This window comes from Streptomyces sp. NPDC045026 (assembly GCF_056432625.1).
Window position 1 is genome coordinate 249,656 of the sequence record NZ_JBWKIS010000001.1, and the last position, 17,937, is coordinate 267,592.

Consider the following 17,937-nt stretch of genomic DNA (forward strand, 5'->3'; position numbering starts at 1 on the left):
CAGCATTAGGCATTCAGGCTCCAGGAGGCAAGAGTGTCAACGAGACCCACCCGACGGGCAGTTCTGGTCGCAGGCCTGGCGACCGCGGCCACGTCCCTGGTCACCGGATGCGCCATGGGCGGCGCGGGCGGCGGAGGAACCCGCGACATCAGCGGCAAGGAGGGGGACGCGAAGGCCGAGGTCAGCGGAGAGATCACCGTCTGGTCGTGGGACGTCGCCGCCAAGGCCATGAAGCGCCTGGCCCGCACCTTCGAAAAGCGCCACCCCGGCACCACCGTCGACGTCGTCGACATCGGTTACGACAACGCCTACGACAAGATCACCGTCGGCCTGCGCGGCGGCTCGGGCCTCGCCGACGTCCTCACGGTCGAGGGCAGCTACATGCCGCGCTACACGGCCAACTTCCCGAGCGGGTTCTACGACCTGACGAGCCTCGGCGGCCGCTACGGCGGCGACTTCGACCGCGCCGCATGGCGCACCGTCACCGGCAAGGCGGGCGCCGTCCTCGCCCTGCCCTGGGACATCGGCCCGTGCGCGCTCTACTACCGTACGGACCACTTCCGGGCCGCCGGGATCGACCCCAAGACCCTGCTGACCTGGGACGACTACGTGGCGGCGGGTGTCCGGACCAAGAACGCCACCGGCCGCAAGCTGCTCATCCTGGACTCCACCGACGCGGGCATCCTGCCGATGCTGCTCCAGCAGCAGGGGCAGTCGTACTTCAAGGGGGGCCGGGTCGCCGTCGACACACCCGAGGCCGTGCGGGCCATGACGCTGATGAAGACCCTGCATGACAAGGACCTCGTCGACTACGAGAAAGGCTGGGACGGGCTCGTCACCGGCACCAAGGAGGGCAAGGTCACCACCACGCCCACCGCGGCCTGGTGGACGGGCACGCTCACCGAGGAGATGCCCGAACTAAAGGGGAAGTTCGGCGTGGTGCCCCTGCCCGGATTCACCGCCGACGGCATCCGCACGTCGAACATCGGCGGCTCGACGCTCAGCGTCCCGGCACAGAGCAAGAACCCGCGCCTGGCCTGGGCGTTCATCGAGTTCCTGCTCACCGGCAAGGCGAACCAGGTCTCGATGCTGAAGCGGGAGGGCCTGTTCCCGGCGTATCTGCCGGCGCTCGACGACCCGTATCTGAGCGCGAAACAGGACTACTTCGGCGGGCAGCCGGCCCTCGACGTGTTCGCCCGGCTCGCCCGCAGCATCCCGCCCGTCGAGTACAACAAGGACGACGCGAAGGCCTCCGACATCATGATCTCGGCCGTCAACGGCGTGATGCTGCGCGGCAAGGACCCGCACGCCACGCTCAGTTCGGCTGCGGCCCAGATCGCCGCAGCCACCGGACGCGAGAGGGTGAAGTAGCCCGATGGCCGTCCAGACCACCTACGACCGGCCGGTCGCACCCGCCCGCGCCCCTGCCGCCCCCCGCCGCAGGCGTCCGCGCCGCGTCGCCTGGATCTTCGCCGGGCCGGCCGCCGCCCTGTTCGCGCTCTTCTTCGCCTATCCGCTCGGCGCGAGCCTCCTGCAGAGCTTCACCACCGAGGACGCGGGCGCCACCCGCTGGGTCGGCCTCGACCAGTACCGGCGCATGATCCACGACCCCGCCTTCGTCGAGTCCCTGGCCAACACCGGGGTCATCCTCGTCGTCCAGGTCCCGGTGATGATCGGCCTCGCCCTCGTCCTCGCCGTCCTCCTCAACCAGTCCTGGCTGCGCTTCCGGGGAACCTGGCGCGCCGTCCACTTCCTGCCCGCCGTCACCACACTCGTCGCGTACGCCGTCGTCTTCCAGGTCCTCCTCAAGACCGACGGAGGCCTCGCCAACCAGGTGCTCGGCGCGGTGGGCATCGGCCCGGTCGACTGGCTCAACAGCCCCACCTGGGCACGCATTTCGCTGATCGTGTCTCTGACGTGGCGCTGGACCGGATACAACGCCGTCATCCTCCTCGCCGGACTCCAGGCCATCGGCAAGGAGCAGTACGAGGCCGCCGCCATCGACGGCTCGGGCACCCTGTCCACGTACGCGCGGGTGATCCTGCCGCAGCTGCGCCCCGTCGTCCTGTTCTGCGTGGTCACCTCCACCATCGGCACGCTCCAGCTCTTCGACGAGAACTACGTCCTCACCCGCGGCGGCCCCGACGACGCGACGCTCACCCCGGTCGTCTACCTCTACAAAGTCGGCTTCCAGCAGCTCGACTTCGGCTACGCGGCCGCCATCGCCTGGGTCGTCGTGGTCCTCATCGCCGCGATCTCCGCCCTCCAGTACGTCGCCTTCGGAAGGGAGCGCCGCCGGTGACCGCCCTCCAGCAGGCCCCCGCACGTGTCCACCCGGCCCGGCGCCTCGGCCGCCTCGCCGTGCGGCTGTTCCTCTCGGCCGGCGCCGTCGTCAGCCTCTTGCCGTTCCTCTGGATGGCGATCGCCGCGACGCACTCCACCTCCGATCTGTTCCACTCGCCGCCGCCGTTCCTGCCCGGCGGACGCCTGCTCGACAACCTCGCGCGGCTCCAGGACACCATCGGCTTCGGCCGTGTCCTGTTGAACAGCCTCGGCATCGCCGTCGTCCACACGGCCCTCAGCTCCCTGATCTCCGCCATGTGCGGTTACGGACTCGCCAAGTACCGCTTCCGCGGCCGGGGCCTGCTGCTGGGCGCCGTGCTCGCCACCATGATGATCCCGTTCCAGGTGCTGCTCGTCCCGCTGTTCCAGATGATGGCGAGCATCGGCTGGATCGACTCCTACCAGGCCGTGATCCTGCCGTTCCTGGCGAACTCCTTCGGCATCCTTCTCATGCGCCAGGGCTTCGTCGACTTCCCCGACGAGCTCCTCGAATCGGCCCGCATCGACGGCTCCGGCGAGCTGCGCACCTTCTACCAGGTCGTCCTGCCGTGCGTGCGCCCACAGCTCGGAGCCCTGGTCATCTTCACGTTCATGGCCCAGTGGAACAGCTTCATCTGGCCCCTGCTCATGCTCAACTCGGAGGACAAGTACACCGTGCCCGTCGCGCTCAACACCCTCACGGGGCTCTCCCACGTCGACTACTCGGGCCTGATGCTCGGCTCGCTGCTCGCGACGCTGCCCCTCATGGCCCTCTTCCTGCTCTTCCAGCGGCAGTTCGTCGCCGGGCTGCTCGGCGGGGCGGTGAAGGGATGAGCCGCCTGACCCGGGTCCCGGGCGTCCTCTACGGCGGTGACTACAACCCCGAGCAGTGGCCCGAGGAGGTCTGGGCCGAGGACGCGAAGCTGATGCGCGAGGCCGGCGTCACCATGGTGACCGTCGGCGTCTTCTCCTGGGCGAGGCTCCAACCCGGCCCGGACACCTGGGACTTCGCGTGGTTCGACCGGCTCCTCGACCTGCTGCACGCCCACGGCGTCGCCGTCGACCTGGCCACCGCCACCGCGTCACCACCGGCCTGGCTCGTGCGTGCCCACCCCGGGATCCTGCCGGTCACCGCGGACGGCGTGCGTCTCGAATTCGGCTCGCGCCAGCACTACTGCCCGTCCTCGCCCGAATACCGCGCCGCCGCCCTCAGCCTGACCCGCGCCCTCGCCGCACGCTACGCACAGCACCCGGCGCTCGCCCTGTGGCACATCCACAACGAGTACGGCGACCACGTCACCGAATGCTTCTGCGCCCGCTCCGCCGACCACTTCCGCACCTGGCTCACCGACCGCTACGGCACGATCGACGCCCTCAACCACGCCTGGGGCACCGCCTTCTGGTCCCAGCGCTACGGCACGTACGACGAGATCGAACCGCCGCGCACCGCGCCCGGACCGGTGAACCCCACACAGCTCCTCGACTGGCGCCGCTTCTGCTCCGACGCCCTCCTGGACTGCCACCGGGCCGAGCGCGAGGCGCTGCGCGAGCTGAGCCCCCACATCCCGGCGACCACCAACTTCATGTCGATGTTCAAGGCCCTCGACCACTGGAAGTGGGCCGAGCACGAGGACCTCGTCTCGGACGACGCCTACCCGGACCCCGCAGACCCGCGCGCCCATGTGGGCGCCGCCCTCAACTACGACCTGATGCGCTCCCTCAAGGGCGGCAAGCCCTGGCTGCTCCTGGAACAAGCACCGTCCGCCGTCAGCTGGCGCCCCGTCAACGTCCCCAAGAAGCCCGGCCTGCAACGCCTGTGGTCCCTCCAGGCGCTGGCCCGCGGCGCCGACGGCATCATGTACTTCCAGTGGCGCGCCTCTCGCGCCGGCGCCGAGAAGTACCACAGCGCCCTGCTCCCGCACCGCGGCACAGCGTCGCGTGGCTGGCACGAGACCGTCCGCTTCGGCGCCGAACTCGCCCGGCTCGGCGAGGTCACGGGCGCCACCACCCCGGCGGACGTGGCGATCGTCCTCGACTGGGACTCCTGGTGGGCCCTCGAAGCAGACGACCACCCCTCGGCCCGCATGCGCTGGCCCGACCTCCTGCGCCCCTGGTACGCGGCGCTCCACAACCGCGCCGTCACCGCCGAGTTCGTCCCCCCGCACGCGGACCTCACCGGCCACCGGGCGGTCCTCGCCCCCAACCTCCACCTCCTGCGGTCTTCGAGCGCCGAGCGCATCGCCGCATACGTCCGCGGCGGCGGCCACCTGGTGTGCGGCCCCTTCAGCGGCGTCGTCGACGGCCACGACCACATCCACGACGGGGGCGCGCCGGGCCCGCTGAGGGACGTACTCGGCGTGTCCGTCGACGAGTTCTGGCCCGTCCCCGACGGTGAGACCGTGCGCTTGGCCTCCGGCGCCGAGGCCACCCTCTGGAGCGAGTGGCTCGAGACGGAAGGCCCCGATACAGAGGTCGTCGACTCGTACGCGACCGGAGAGCTCACCGGCCGCCCCGCCGTCACCCGCCACCCCTACGGAAGCGGAACCGCGTGGTACGTGAGTGCGCACCTCGGCGACGGCATCGGTGCGGTCCTCGACAACGCCCTGCGGGCCGCCGGCGTACGACCCGTGCTCGACGTCGCCGAAGGGGTCGAGGCAACCGTCCGCACCGGCGAGCACGCCACGTACCTCTTCGTCCTCAACCACACCGACCACGCCACACGGACGCCGCTGACCGGCGCCTTCCACACGGGCGGCACCGATCTGCTCACCGGCGCCGCCGTCCACGGCCACCTCACACTCGGCCCGCTCGACGCAGCCGTTGTGCGCATCGCCACCCACATCCCGGGAGAGAACCAGAAGTGATCAGACACCGGCATCTGAGCGCGCTGACCGCACTCCTCCTCGCGGGCGGCGCCCTCGCCGCACCGCAAGCGGCCTCCGCCCCTCATCATCCGGCGCCGCCGTCCCCGTACGCCGACGTCCTCGACCTGCACGGCACCCCGGCCGCCGCCCTGCCCGGCGACGACGAGGACAACAACCCCGTCACCGTCTTCGCCGACCGCGGCGCCTGGCACGCCTACGCCCTGCCGAAGGCCGGTGACGAGGACGGGTACGGCGGCTTCCCCGGGCCCCTCTACATCGCCCAGGAATACCCCTGGTGGCTCAGCAAGTCATTCAGCCGCATCCGCCTCACGGAACACGGCCGCACCCTGGACCTGGCCGGCGGCGGCACACCGCGGTTCACCTCACTGCCCGGCCGGCTCCTCCAGACGTACGACCTCGGCCGCGGACTCACCCTCAGCCTCGAACTCCGCTTCGCCACCGACCGCAGCGCGCTGGTGCGCGCCGAGGTTCGCAACACCGGCACGGTGCCCCGCACACTGGGTGCCGACTGGACGGGCAGCCTGCTGCGCCCCGCCGACAAGCCGATGCGGGACGCCCCCTCGCTCACCGCGACCCGCTCCGGCGTCGGCGTCGACTTCGCCAAGGTCCGCGAGACGTGGGACTACCTCACCGACGGCACGGAACGCTTCGAGGTCACCCACAAGGACCCCGTCCGCACCACGGTCAACGGCGACACGTACCGCACCGAGGCCACCGAGCCGGTGACCCTCGCGCCGGGCCGCTCGCACAGCTTCGACTGGACGGAGTCCTACACCTTCACCGCCGCCGAACGGACCCGCGAGCAGGCGAGGACGCGGGGCGTCCTGGCCCGCCCGGCATCGGCCGTCGCGGCGGCGGACTCCCGCTGGCGCGGCTACGTGGCCGGGGTGACCCAAGGTGTTCCCGCGGACCGGCGACGCACCGCCGTCAAGTCCCTGGAGACCCTCGTCACCAACTGGCGCAGTGCGGCGGGGCAGATCAAGCACGACGGGATCACGCCCTCGATCTCCTACAAGTGGTTCACCGGCGGCCTCTGGGCCTGGGACACCTGGAAGCAGGCCGTCGGCACCGCCCGCTTCGCACCCGACCTCGCCGAGTCGCAGATCCGCTCCATGTTCGACCGGCAGATCCGCCCCGACTCCACGGTCCGCCCGCAGGACGCCGGGATGATCCCCGACGCCATCTTCTACAACGACCCCGCGCGCGGCGGCGGCAACTGGAACGAGCGCAACTCCAAGCCCCCGCTGGCCGCCTGGGCCGTGTGGGAGGTGTACGCGAAGACCGGCGACAAGGCGTTCCTGCGGGAGATGTACCCGAAACTCGCCGCCTACCAGGCCTGGTGGTACCGCAACCGCGACCACGACCACAACGGCCTCGCCGAGTACGGCGCCACGGTCGACGCCGCCAACGACTCGCCCGAGGAGCGGCGCCTCGCCGCGGCCTGGGAGAGCGGCATGGACAACGCGCCGCGCTTCGACGCGGGCCTCGGCACGGGCGTGGTCGCCAACCGTGCGGACGACGGAACCCTCCTCGGCTACTCCCTCGACCAGGAGTCCGTCGACCTGAACTCCTATCTCGCAGCCGATCAGGGCTACTTGGCGCGCATCGCGGGTGCGCTCGGGCGCCGGGCCGAGGCCGACCGGTGGCAGCACCGGTCCGCGGCGACCGCCACCGCCGTCCGCACGACGATGTACGACCCCGCCGACGGCTGGTTCCACGACACCGCGCTCGGCACCGGAGTGCCCCTCACGGCGCGTGGCCGCGGCATCGAGGGCGCGGTCCCGCTGTGGACCGGCACCGCCTCCACAGCGCAGGCCCGCGCCGTGCGCGACAAGCTCACGGACCCGGCGGAGTTCGCGACGGCCGTCCCGTTCCCGACCGTGTCGAAGAGCTCCCCCTACTTCTCGCCGACCGCGTACTGGCGCGGCCCGGTCTGGTTCGACCAGGCCTACTTCGCCCTCGGCGGCCTGCGCCGGTACGGCTACGACAAGGACGCGAAGGCCCTCACCGACCGACTCCTCACCCATGCCTCCGGCCTCACCGGCAACGGTCCGATCATGGAGAACTACGACCCGACGACAGGAGCCCCGCTCAACTCACCCAACTTCAGCTGGTCCGCGGCCCTGCTGCTGCCGATGCTGAGCGGCGACAAGTAGCTGGTACCTGCGGGAACCGTCCGCGTCTGCGGAGGCGACGTTCGACTCAGTGGCGGGGGCCTGGTGTGCCGTCGGGTGACGCGAGGCCGGTCTCCGCCGCCGCGAGGATCTCCGTGACGCGCAGCGCGAACACGGCGTCGCAGGCGTGCGGCCTGCCCGTGCGTACGGACTCCAGGAGCGCGTCGATCGCTGCCCCGAACGCGTCGACCGACTCACCGTCCGTCGGCATCGACGCGATGCCGGACTCCCCGCGCAGCTCCACGGAGATGCCCGCCGCCTTCGCCGGAGTGGTCAGGCTCAGCGCCGCCGTGGCTGATGCGCCCGAAGCGTGCGCGAGGACCAGGTGCACGGTGTCCGCCGGGCCTCGCGCGGCGGTCACGGACGTGACGTCCCCGAGCACCGGAAGCAGTACGGACAGGGCGTGCGGGCCCACGTCCCACAGAGCACCGCGCCCGACCCGCCACGGGGACGCGGTCAGCTCCGAGGTGTCGCCGGGCGTGTAGAGGGACCCGTACCAGTCGGCCCTGCCTGTGAACCAGCCTCCCTCGGCGGCCTGTTGGGCCAGCCAGTCTGAGGTGACGGTCGCGAAGCGCAGCGTGAAGAACACGACGGACGCCACCCCGGCGGCCCGTGCGGCGTCCACGACCTCCCTGGCCGCGGGCACCGACGTGGCAAGCGGCTTGTCGAGGAGGAGATGACAGCCCGCCGCGGCCGCCCGCGCGGCGAGGGGCGCCTGCACGTCCGGCGGCACCGCGAACGCCACCGCGTCGCACGCTGCGAACAGTGCGTCGACGTCCTCGAAAACCCGCGTGCCATGGGCGGCGGCGACCTCGGCTGCGGCCTCGGGCCTGCGCCCCCAGATACCCACCAGCTCTGTCCTGGGGTGAGCGCGCAGGGCGGCGGCGTGCGTCTTCGAGGCCCAGGTGCCGGTGCCGACGAGCCCGACGCGAAGGGTGGTGGCAGCTGAAGTCATGGTCGGCAGTATGGCGGTCCGGCCGCGACCGGAACAGGAACGGCCGGTGCCGCCGCGGACTCTCCGCGCGTCACCCCGCCGGCGGTGGGGACGCGGGGCTGCGATCGTGCGCACTGGCCAGACGAGCGGGCGGTGGTGAATACTGATTCACCACGTAGGTGAATAGAAATTCACCTCACCTCCCGGACCCGCCCTCGAGGCGTCCACCGGACCTCCCATGGAGCCCGCGATCAACCCCGACATACGCCCCGACACGCGCCCCGAAATATCCCCTCTGCCCGGTCTGCGCGGCCGGCTGACGATCCCGGTCCTCGCCTTCGGCGGCATCCTCATGGCCGTCATGCAGACCGTCGTGGTCCCGCTGCTCCCCGACCTGCCCCGGCTGACCGGAGCCTCACCCGGCGCGGTCTCCTGGACGGTCACCGCGACCCTCCTCGCCGGCGCCGTGCTCACCCCCGTGCTCGGCAGGGCGGGCGACATGTACGGCAAGCGGCGCGTGCTCCTGCTCGCGCTGGGGCTGATGACCGGCGGATCGGTTCTGTGCGCGCTCACGTCCGACATCCGCGTCCTGATCGCGGCCCGCGCGCTCCAGGGCGCGGCCGCCGCGGTCGTCCCACTCTCCATCAGCATCCTGCGCGACGAACTCCCGCCCCACCGCACGGGATCCGCGGTCGCCCTCATGAGCTCCACCGTCGGGATCGGCGCCGCGCTCGGCCTGCCGCTCGCGGCCCTGATCGTCCAGTACGCGAACTGGCACGTCATGTTCTGGGCGACCAGCGCCCTCGGCGCGCTCGGCCTCGCGCTCGCCTGCTGGGCCGTGCGCGAGTCGCCCGTACGCGAACCGGGCCGGTTCGACGCACTCGGCGCGGCCGGACTCGCCGGCGGCCTCGTCTGTCTGCTGCTCGCGGTTTCGCAGGGCGGCCAGTGGGGCTGGGGCAGCGACCGCGTGGTGGGCCTGTTCGCCGGCACCGTCGTGATCTTCGCTCTGTGGTCGTGGCAGCAGCTGCGAGCCGACCGTCCGCTGGTGGACCTCCGGCTCGCCGTGGGCCGCCGCGTCGGCCTGCCGCACCTCGCCGCCCTGGTCGCCGGATTCGCCTTCTACGCCAACTCGCTCGTCACGGCGCAGCTCGTCCAGGCGCCCAGGTCCAGCGGCTACGGGCTCGGCCTCTCCATCGTGCAGACCGGCCTGTGCCTGCTGCCCAACGGCGTGATCATGCTGCTCCTCTCGCCGGTCTCGGCCCGCGTCTCCGCCGCGCGGGGCCCTCGCGTCAGCCTCGCCATCGGCGGCGCCGTGATGGCGCTCGGCTATGTCGTCCGCATCGCCGACAGCCGCGATCTGTGGGTGATCGTCCTGGGCGGCGCCATCGTGTCGACCGGCACCACGTTCGCGTACTCGGCGCTGCCCACGCTCATCCTGCGGGCCGTGCCCGCCGGCCAGACCGCGTCGGCGAACGGGGTGAACGTCCTGATGCGCACCATCGGCCAGGCCGTCTCCAGCGCCGCGGTCGCCGCGATCCTCGTCCATCACGCGAGCGGCGTCGGCTTCCCCTCGCTGCGCGGCTATCAGATGGCCTTCGCCATGGCGGGTACGGTCGCGCTCGTGGTGATAGCGGCGGCGTTCACCGTCCCGGCCGACGCGGCGGACAATGGAGGGCGCAAGTCCGTCAGCGGCACGACCGGGCGGACGGACAAGGCCTTCGAAGGAGCGTGACCCCGTGACGAGCCCGGCCCTGACGGCATCCGCCGAGTCGGAATCCATCTCCGGTGTGACGGATGACCAGCGGTCGGGGCCGGCGCGCCGCGACGCCGAGGCGACCAAGGCCGCCATCATCCGTGCCTGCCGCCACCTCCTCGCCCGGCACGCGCACGCCGACATCACCCTCAAGGCCGTCGCCGAGCGCGCCGGAGTCAGCGCCCCCCTGATCCTCAAGTACTTCGGCAACAAGGACGCCCTTTTCTCCCAGGTCATGAACTTCGAGGCGGACGTGGAGACCCTCCTCGACGCACCCTTGGAGGACCTCGGCCGGCACATGGTGCGCCACCTCCTCACCGGCCAGTCCGAGCACGGCGCAGACCCCGTCCTGCGCATCGTGTTCGCCCCGCTCCACGGCGAACAGGGCGACATCCTGCGCGCCAACTTCCGCGCGCAGGTCAGCGACCGCCTCGCCGGGCGCCTGCACGGACCGGACGCGGGCCTGCGCGCCGAACTCGCCGTCTCCCTGCTCCTCGGCCTCGGCGTCATGTACGGAATCGCGCGCGGCCCGCATGTGCGCTCCGCTCCGATCGAAGAGGTCACCGAACGCTACGGACCAGCCGTACAAGCCCAGTTGACTCCTGGCACACTGACCGGATGACTGCAGCGGAGGCACACCCGGCGGCGACGACCGACCTTCTCGGCCGCTTTCTGACCGAGCTGCGCGAGGCGCTGCCGGCCCCGTTCTCGCTGTGGGCGCACGGGTCTCTCGCCGGAGGGGACTACCAGGAAGGGCGCAGCGACCTCGACATCGTCGCCGTCGTCCCGCACCCGCTCAAGCCGGACGAGGAGACTCGGCTCACCACGCTGCACGAGGGAATCGACGCCGAACTGTCCCTCGCGGCGCACCTCCACTGCTCCTACATGCCGCACGGCGACCTCGACGACCCCGACCGTACGCACTTCACCTGGGCCCACCGGGAGGCCTACGCCCGCACGGTCACCCCCATCACCCGGCGGGAACTCCACGCATTCGGCCTCGTGCTCCATGGGGACCCGATCGCGGGCACCCTGCCCCCGGTGGACGACCGCACGCTCAGGGAGTACATCCTCGCCGACCTGGCCGGCTACTGGCGACCCCTGACCGGACGCCCCGAGCTGTGGCGGGAGACCATCTGGGTCGACCTCGGGCTGATGGTCCTGGCCCGGGCCACGGTCACCCTGCGCGACGGCACCCTCATCAGCAAGGCCGAAGCGCTCGCCGTCCTCGCCGAACTGGGCGCGCCCGCCGACGTCGTGGCGGACATCGAACGCCGACGGTACGACAGCGGCCCGGCCGACCCCGACCCCGAGTGGCCCGCGCGCCGGGCGGAGCTGACCCTGGACTGGCTCGTCCCCGCGCTCGACCGCACCATCGCCGAGCACACAGACGGCTGAGAACCGAAAGAGCCGGAGCGCCGAAAGAGCCGGAGGGCCGCTGAAGGGTCGTAGGGCCGAAGGAGCATAGGGCGGCCAGGTTTAGGCGGTCGGGTCCGTCGGCACCCGGTCGAGCTCGATGCCGAACGAGTCGCGGTACGTGTCCAGCACCTCCCGATCGGTCGCGAGCTCCGAGCGGTGGCGCTCACCGCCGACTGTCGTGGTGAGCGTGCGGCCGCTCAGGGTCAGCCGGCCCTCGTCCGTGATCAGCGAGCAGACCAGGGACCGGGTGAACGTGGACTGGGGCGACGTGGAGTTGTACCAGCGGCCGGCCTCGAAGTCCCTCAGCTCGCGCGGGCGTTGTTCAAGCACGTATTCGGGTGCCCCGTCCTTGGTCACGCGCAGGTCGCCGTCCTTCGTCTCGGCGATCCGGAAGACGCCACCCGGATCCTGCTGCTCGCCCCGCCCGCCGACGTCGAGCGGGAAGTGGCTGTGGGCCCCGAAGCCCACGTCCGCGAGCAGATCGGCCCCGTCGACGGTACGGACCCGGAGGGCGAGGTGGTCGTACGGGATGCCGAGGTGCCCCTCCTTGCCGTACACCCGCCCCTGGAGCAGCGACACCTCGAAGCCCAGCGCGGTGAGCAGCGCCGCGAACCCGCCGTTGAGCTCGTAACAGAAGCCGCCGCGGTGGCGGTCCACGAGCTTGGCGACGATCGCGTCCTCTTCGATCGAGATGTCCTCGCCCAGGTGGATCGAGAGGTTCTCGAACGGGACCGTCCGCTGGTGCGCGAGGTGCAGGGTGCGCAGTGCCTGCGCGGTCGGGGCCGCGGGGCGCGACGTCGCGATGCGGCGGAGGTAGGCGTCGGTGCGTGAGGTGTCCATAGGGCCAGTCTGGAGGGCCGGGCGGACCTGGGCCACGGCCGGAAGGACCGTATCGACCCAGGTCGCGAGGCCTAGGACCAGCAGATCAGAAACCTCAGGAACCTCAGGAGCGCCCCTCAGGATCCGCCCCTCAGGCCGGGAGCGGCCACCGGCCGCAGGCGCACCGGGAGTTGGCTGACGCTGTTGCTCACGAAGCCTTCCTTCCGTGCGAGCTGCGCGTCGGGCGCGGCCGGATCGAGATCGGGGAAACGGGTGAACAGGCGCTCCAGTGCGACGGTGGCCTCCAGACGGGCGAGCGGTGCCCCCAGGCAGTAGTGCGGGCCGTGGCCCAGCGAGAGATGGCGGGCGGCCGAGGGGCGCGTGATGTCGAAGCGGTCGGCGTCCGGGCCATGCGCGCTGCGGTCCCGCCCCGCCGCGGAGTAGCCCGCGAGCACCGGAGTACCCCGGGGGATCACCGTGCCGTCCACCGTCAGGTCACGCTTCGGGTAGCGGAACGGGAAGTAGCTGACGGGGCTGTCCCAGCGCAGCGTCTCCTCCACCACGTCGGACCAGGACGCGCCGCCCGACAGGACGAGGTCGAGCTGGTCGCGGTGGGCGCACAGGGCACGCACGGCGTTAGTGATCAGGTTCAGCGTCGTCTTGTGCCCGGCGACGATCATCAGGAGCAGGGTGCCGATCAACTCCTGCTCGCTCAGCCGGTCGCCGTCCTCCTCGCGTGCCGCGATCAGCGCGCTCGTCAGGTCTTCACCCGGGCGGCGCGCGCGTGACGTGGCGACCGCCGCGAGGACGGACAGCAGCTCGCGGTTGGCGGCCACCGACTCGCGCGGGCCGATGTCGGTGGCCACGGCCTGGACCGACAGATGGTGCAGTCGCCCCCTGAACTCCTCGTCCACGCCCAGCAGTTCACAGATCACGCTCATCGGGAGCGGCAGCGCGAACCGCCCCCGCAGGTCCACGACGTCCTCGCCCGCCTCGACGGCCGCCTCCAGCCCGTCGAGGAGTTCGCCGGTGAGTGCCTCGACGCGCGGCCGGAGCTCCTCGACGCGGCGCGCGGTGAACGCCCGGCTCACCAGCGACCGCAGACGCCGGTGGTCCTCGTCGTCAGCGGTCGTCATGCCCTGCACCGTCGTGTACGTCATCAGCGGCCAGCCGTCGGGTATGCGGCCGTCGCCGAGTGCAGTGAAGTGCCGGGCGCCCTTGGCGACATCGGGGTGCGCGAGGAAGTCCTTGAGCGCGTCGTGGCCGAGGACCACCATGCCCTCGATGTTCCCGGGCAGCACGACCGTGGCGACGGCGCCCTGATCGAGCAGTCGAGCGTTCGTCGCGTGCGGGCAGCCACCGACCGGGTCGATACGGTGCGGGACCATGGGTGGGATCGTCAACGGAACTCTCCTGACCGGTCGCGTGAACGCGGGAAGCGGACGTACGCACGTCTCCAGCGGACGAACATACGTTCTTCACCTACGGACGACCACACCTACGTCACGTGTGAACGCGCGTCTCCGTTCCCAAGTCGTACAGCTTCTCGAGCAACCAGGCCTCGTTCCCCGCGAGTCCCGCCCTGTCCAGTGCCTCGTCGGCCTCCGCGATCGGCAGGGCGAGCAGCGAGGCGGCGGTCGTCGGCTCGCATCCGGTCAGTGCGGCGCGCGCGGTGTGCAGCAGGCGCAGGCAGGCCTGGGCCGCGGCGAGTTCGGTATTCCTGGTCGCATTCATGTCGATGGGCCCCTCAGCTCGGCGAAGACGTAGACGTTGGCGTAGACGTAGAGACATCTGCCTCCACTCTTGCGCACGGGTCTGACAATTCGCCTTCGACGCGAGGGTTGGGGGGCTCCGTCCGGTGAGCTCGGCCCGTCGGACTCAGTCCGTCGCCGTAAGGGCCTTCGGGCGGCGTCCCAGATTGAGGCGCAGGCCCTCGGGCATCAGCGTCAGGCGTTCGGCGATGCGCAGCCGGTAGTCCGGCTCGGGGTGCAGGTCGTAGCGGCGCAGCAGCAGGCCGAGTACCAACGTCGCCTCGTGCAGGGCGAATTGGCGTCCGATGCAGGCTCGCGCCCCGGTGCCGAACGGCTTGAAGACGTGCGGGGCGCGCGAGCGCACGGCCGCCGGAGCGAAGCGGTCCGGGTCGAAGGCTTCCGGGTCGTCACCCCAGGCGTCCGGGTCGCGGTGCAGGAGCGATGTCAGAACCAGCGCCCAAGCGCCCCGGCGCATCGGGTGGATCCCGCCGAGCGTCGTGTCGACGGTGGCCTCGCGGGCGAACGCCGGGGCCGTCGGCCACAGCCGCAGGGACTCGTCGAGAACGCGGCGCAGATAGCGGAGCTTGGCCACCTGCTCGTACGCGGGCTCGTCCGCGTCGCCCCACACCCGCTCCACCTCCTCGCGCGCTTTCGCGAGGGCATCGGGGTGGTGCGCCAGATAGTGCAGCGCGAACGACAGCGCGCCCGACGTCGTCTCGTGCCCGGCGACGAGGAACGTGATGACCTGGCGCCGGATGTTCTCGGGGGAGAGCCGCTCCCCGGTGTCGGGGTGGGCGACCTCCAGCATGCGGTCGAGCAGGTCGCCCTGCCCGCCGGAGGGCGATCCGGACGCGGCCCGCCGCGCGGCGACGACGTCGTCCACGGTCCGGTTGAGGTACGCCATGTCCGCGGCGTTGCGCCGCTCCGCGCCCCGCAGGAGCAGGGGAGCGAGCGCCGGTGGCACCACGTTGCGGCGCTGCGCGAACGACAGTGTGCCGACCATGGCGGTCACGAACGGGTGCGGCCGCTCCCGCTCGAACGACCCGAAGTCATGGCCGAAACCGGTCCTGGCGATCGTCTCCAGGGTCAGCTTCGTCATGTCGCCGGGCACGTCCACCGCCTCGCCCGCCGCCTCCCGGACGTCCCATGCCGCCATCAGGCGCCCCGCGACGTCCAGCATCAGCGGGTGGTAGCCCTCCATGGCGTCGCGGCCGAAGCCGGGAGCGAGCACGTCGTGCGCCAGCTGCCAGTTGGGCTCGTGGTTGTACGCGGTGAACAGGCCGTCACCGGCCACGGGCCGCAGATTGGCGACGCCGAGGCCGACATGTTTGGCGAAGCGCGACTCGTCCGCCATGTCGGCGGCGAACCGTGCGCCCCAGACGAACACGATCTCGTTACCGAAGGCCTTGCGGCGGAAGACGGGCCCGAGCTGCTTACCGATCCGCATCGAGTCCTGCACCGGGGTGCGGACGTTCGCGCCGAGGATGTCGCCGATGAGGGGAACGCGGCGCGGCGGGTGCGGAATCCGGTCGAGTCCGGGCCAGCCGAGCTCGGCGCTGCGAAAGCCCCTCGGCGGTGTCGAGTCCGTCGCCGGCCGCGTCAACTGAGCCATGATCCCCACCTGTTGGACGTAGAGAGTGCCTGTACCCGAGCCGCTGTTATACGTGGGTTCAATACGCTCTCCAGTGTGGTCCCGCTATTGAATTCACGTCAAGTAATGCGAGTAAGGTGCTGCCATGGCCGCCAGGGAGCAGGAGCGCACGCGCCGCCGGCTGAGCACCGAGGAGCGTCGAGAACAGCTGCTCAGCGTGGGCGCGCGGCTCTTCGCGCAGAGCACGTACGACGACGTCTGGATCGAGCAGGTCGCCGAGATCGCGGGCGTCTCACGCGGGCTGCTCTACCACTACTTCCCGACGAAACGGGACTTCTTCGCCGCTGTCGTCCAGCGCGAGAGCGAGCGGATGCTGCGTCTGACCGCGGCCGTTCCCGGGATCCCGGTGCGCGACCAGATCGCCGCGGGCCTGGACACGTTCCTCGGCTACGTGGAGGCCCACGGCGAGGGCTTCCGCGCCTTCCACCGGGCCGAGGCCGCGGGCGACCCGGTCGTGCGCGACGTATACCGGCAGGGCCTGGCCGCGCAGGAGCGCCAGATCGTCGAGGCGCTCGCCGCCGACCCCGACAGGTCCCACGTCGACGGCGAATCCCCCGCGCTCCGGCTCGCCGTCCGCGGCTGGCTGGCCTTCATGGTGGCCGTGTGCCTGGAATGGCTCGACGAGCCGGAGCTGTCACGGGATCAGGTGCGCGACCTGTGTGCGCGGGCCCTGCTCGGTGCGATCACGCCGTAGCGCGCTCGCACGGGCGGACCTCAGTCGCCCGGATGGAGCTTGACGGGCTCGATGCCCGCGCCGCTGTGCCGGGCCGCCCAGTTCCGCAGCGCCGTCTCGCAGGCGTGGTCGAGGTGATGCAGGCCGGACAGGTTGAGTTCGACGGGCCGGTCCTGCGGCAGCGCCTCCAGCTCGTCGAGTATCTTCGGCAGCTGTAGAAACGTCGCGTTGCCGGACAGGTACGCCTGGATCGGCCCGGCCCCCTTGTCTATGACGTCGAGCCGCACATGCGAGGCCTCCCACGCGGTCTTCGCCACCGCGAGCGCGAGGCCGATGAGCACGCCCTCGAACATGCTGACGGCGACGATCGACACCGCCGTGACGACCAGGACCAGGGCCTCTCCCCGGTACTCACGCCACAGCCCCGCGATCTGCCGTACGGGGATGAGCTTGCCGCCCGCGTGGATCAGGACGGCCGCGAGCGCGGCGACCGGGATCACGCCGAGCGCGGCGGGCAGCAGCGCCGCGAACAGCAGGAGCCACACGCCGTGCAGGATGCGGGAGGCCTTGGTGTGGGCGCCCGCCTGGACGTTCGCGGCGCTGCGCACGATCACCGCGGTCATCGGCAGCGCGCCGAGCAGCCCGCACACCGTGTTGCCCGCGCCCTGGGCGATGAGTTCCTTGTCGTACGACGTGCGCGGCCCGTCGTGCATCCGGTCGACGGCGGCCGCGCTGAACAGGGACTCGGCGGACGCGATGAGGGTGAACGCGAGGACGGTGCCGACGACCCCGACGCTCGCGAGTTGCCCGAACGCGTCGGCGCCGGGCGGCTGTACGGACTCGATGAGACCCTGTACCTCGACCCGCGCGACCGGCAGCCCGAATCCGGCGGCCGCGAGCGTCGCGAGCCCCACCGCGGCGAGTGGCGCGGGCACCATCTGGGCCGCCTTGGGCAGCCGCTTCCAGCCGAGCAGGACGACGATCGTGCCCACGCCGAGGGTGAGCGCGGTGAGGGCCTTCGGCGAGGAGGCCGAGTCGATCAACAGGCCGGGCAGCCCGGCGAGTTTGTCCGGCCCCGACGCGGGCGCCGGCGTGTCGGCCATCGCGTAGAGCTGCCCGGCGATCAGGACGAGACCGATCCCGGCGAGCATGCCCTCGACGACCGCCACGGAGATCGCCCGGAACCAGCGGCCCAGGCGCAGGCCGCCCATGAGGAGCTGGAGCAGCCCCGCCGCGAGCACGATGACGCCGAGCACCGGCAGGCCGTACGCCTGCACGGCTTCGTAGACGAGCACGGTGAGCCCGGCCGCGGGCCCGCTCACCTGAAGACTGCTGCCGGGCATGGCCCCGGCCACCAGACCGCCCACGATGCCGGTGACGAGGCCGAGTTCGGCAGGGACGCCGGACGCCACGGCCACGCCCACGCACAGCGGCAGGGCGACCAGGAACACGACGAGAGACGCGGCGAAGTCCTGCCGCGGTACCAAACGCTTCACGAGCGCATACCTCCAGCGCGCCCCGTGCGGGGCGCGTAGTCCTACACGTGCGGAGTGTCA

15 protein-coding genes are annotated in these 17,937 nt (G+C 71.5%); 9 read left to right on the plus strand and 6 right to left on the minus strand.

Translation table 11 applies throughout. The annotated features are described in order from the left end of the window. The first annotated feature begins 33 nt into the window (after positions 1–33). From AC07EJ_RS01100 to AC07EJ_RS01120, 5 genes are read left to right on the plus strand one after another with little or no spacing between them, the layout of a single operon-like run. The gene (locus AC07EJ_RS01100) at positions 34–1,371 is read left to right on the plus strand and encodes an ABC transporter substrate-binding protein (RefSeq protein WP_478883465.1); all 1,338 of its coding nucleotides are present in this window, start codon (positions 34–36) and stop codon (positions 1,369–1,371) included. 4 nt (positions 1,372–1,375) lie between these two features. Then, positions 1,376–2,302, plus strand: coding sequence for a carbohydrate ABC transporter permease (locus AC07EJ_RS01105; protein ID WP_478883466.1), 927 nt, complete (start codon positions 1,376–1,378; stop codon positions 2,300–2,302). Further along, complete coding sequence (locus tag AC07EJ_RS01110) at positions 2,299–3,156, plus strand: carbohydrate ABC transporter permease (protein WP_478883467.1); 858 nt, start codon at positions 2,299–2,301, stop codon at positions 3,154–3,156. The genes AC07EJ_RS01105 and AC07EJ_RS01110 overlap by 4 nt, the downstream gene beginning before the upstream one ends. Then, positions 3,153–5,186 carry a beta-galactosidase gene (locus AC07EJ_RS01115; RefSeq protein WP_478883468.1) on the plus strand — a complete coding sequence of 678 codons (2,034 nt, stop codon included), beginning with the start codon at positions 3,153–3,155 and terminating at the stop codon, positions 5,184–5,186. The genes AC07EJ_RS01110 and AC07EJ_RS01115 overlap by 4 nt, the downstream gene beginning before the upstream one ends. Continuing rightward, on the plus strand, positions 5,183–7,363 hold the full coding sequence (locus AC07EJ_RS01120) for an MGH1-like glycoside hydrolase domain-containing protein (protein ID WP_478883469.1): 2,181 nt from the start codon (positions 5,183–5,185) through the stop codon (positions 7,361–7,363). The genes AC07EJ_RS01115 and AC07EJ_RS01120 overlap by 4 nt, the downstream gene beginning before the upstream one ends. Before the next feature lie 46 nt (positions 7,364–7,409). Here AC07EJ_RS01120 and AC07EJ_RS01125 read toward each other — a convergent pair whose 3' ends face one another. Continuing rightward, entirely contained in the window at positions 7,410–8,336 is a 927-nt protein-coding gene (locus AC07EJ_RS01125) for a Gfo/Idh/MocA family protein (protein ID WP_389478797.1), read from the minus strand. Positions 8,337–8,553: 217 nt separating this feature from the next. Between AC07EJ_RS01125 and AC07EJ_RS01130 the strand changes: the two genes are divergently transcribed. From AC07EJ_RS01130 to AC07EJ_RS01140, 3 genes are read left to right on the plus strand one after another with little or no spacing between them, the layout of a single operon-like run. Next, complete coding sequence (locus tag AC07EJ_RS01130; protein ID WP_393581263.1) at positions 8,554–10,047, plus strand: MFS transporter; 1,494 nt, start codon at positions 8,554–8,556, stop codon at positions 10,045–10,047. 4 nt (positions 10,048–10,051) lie between these two features. Beyond that, positions 10,052–10,690: a TetR/AcrR family transcriptional regulator gene (locus AC07EJ_RS01135; protein ID WP_478883470.1), complete on the plus strand. Its 639-nt coding sequence runs from the start codon at positions 10,052–10,054 to the stop codon at positions 10,688–10,690. Continuing rightward, positions 10,687–11,466, plus strand: a complete 780-nt coding sequence (locus AC07EJ_RS01140; protein ID WP_478883471.1) for a nucleotidyltransferase domain-containing protein — start codon at positions 10,687–10,689, stop codon at positions 11,464–11,466. Before AC07EJ_RS01135 ends, AC07EJ_RS01140 begins: the two co-directional genes overlap by 4 nt. 81 nt (positions 11,467–11,547) lie before the next feature. On the opposite strand, the gene AC07EJ_RS01145 is transcribed toward AC07EJ_RS01140, so the two are convergent. The 4 genes from AC07EJ_RS01145 to AC07EJ_RS01160 all read right to left on the minus strand — a co-directional run bounded on the left by AC07EJ_RS01145 (position 11,548) and on the right by AC07EJ_RS01160 (position 15,669). Continuing rightward, a complete protein-coding gene (locus AC07EJ_RS01145) occupies positions 11,548–12,327 on the minus strand; it encodes an arylamine N-acetyltransferase family protein (RefSeq protein ID WP_389478802.1) in 780 nt (259 codons plus the stop codon). A gap of 116 nt (positions 12,328–12,443) precedes the next feature. Next, positions 12,444–13,694 (minus strand): cytochrome P450 family protein, encoded by a 1,251-nt coding sequence (locus tag AC07EJ_RS01150; RefSeq protein WP_389478910.1) that lies wholly within the window; start codon positions 13,692–13,694, stop codon positions 12,444–12,446. A gap of 115 nt (positions 13,695–13,809) precedes the next feature. Beyond that, a complete protein-coding gene (locus AC07EJ_RS01155; RefSeq protein ID WP_389478803.1) occupies positions 13,810–14,040 on the minus strand; it encodes a hypothetical protein in 231 nt (76 codons plus the stop codon). A gap of 144 nt (positions 14,041–14,184) precedes the next feature. Beyond that, positions 14,185–15,669 carry a cytochrome P450 gene (locus AC07EJ_RS01160; RefSeq protein ID WP_389478804.1) on the minus strand — a complete coding sequence of 495 codons (1,485 nt, stop codon included), beginning with the start codon at positions 15,667–15,669 and terminating at the stop codon, positions 14,185–14,187. Between the two features lie 124 nt (positions 15,670–15,793). Between AC07EJ_RS01160 and AC07EJ_RS01165 the strand changes: the two genes are divergently transcribed. Beyond that, on the plus strand, positions 15,794–16,402 hold the full coding sequence (locus AC07EJ_RS01165) for a TetR/AcrR family transcriptional regulator (RefSeq protein WP_393581254.1): 609 nt from the start codon (positions 15,794–15,796) through the stop codon (positions 16,400–16,402). Between the two features lie 20 nt (positions 16,403–16,422). On the opposite strand, the gene AC07EJ_RS01170 is transcribed toward AC07EJ_RS01165, so the two are convergent. Continuing rightward, the gene (locus AC07EJ_RS01170) at positions 16,423–17,877 is read right to left on the minus strand and encodes a SulP family inorganic anion transporter (protein WP_478883472.1); all 1,455 of its coding nucleotides are present in this window, start codon (positions 17,875–17,877) and stop codon (positions 16,423–16,425) included. Positions 17,878–17,937: the final 60 nt, after the last annotated feature.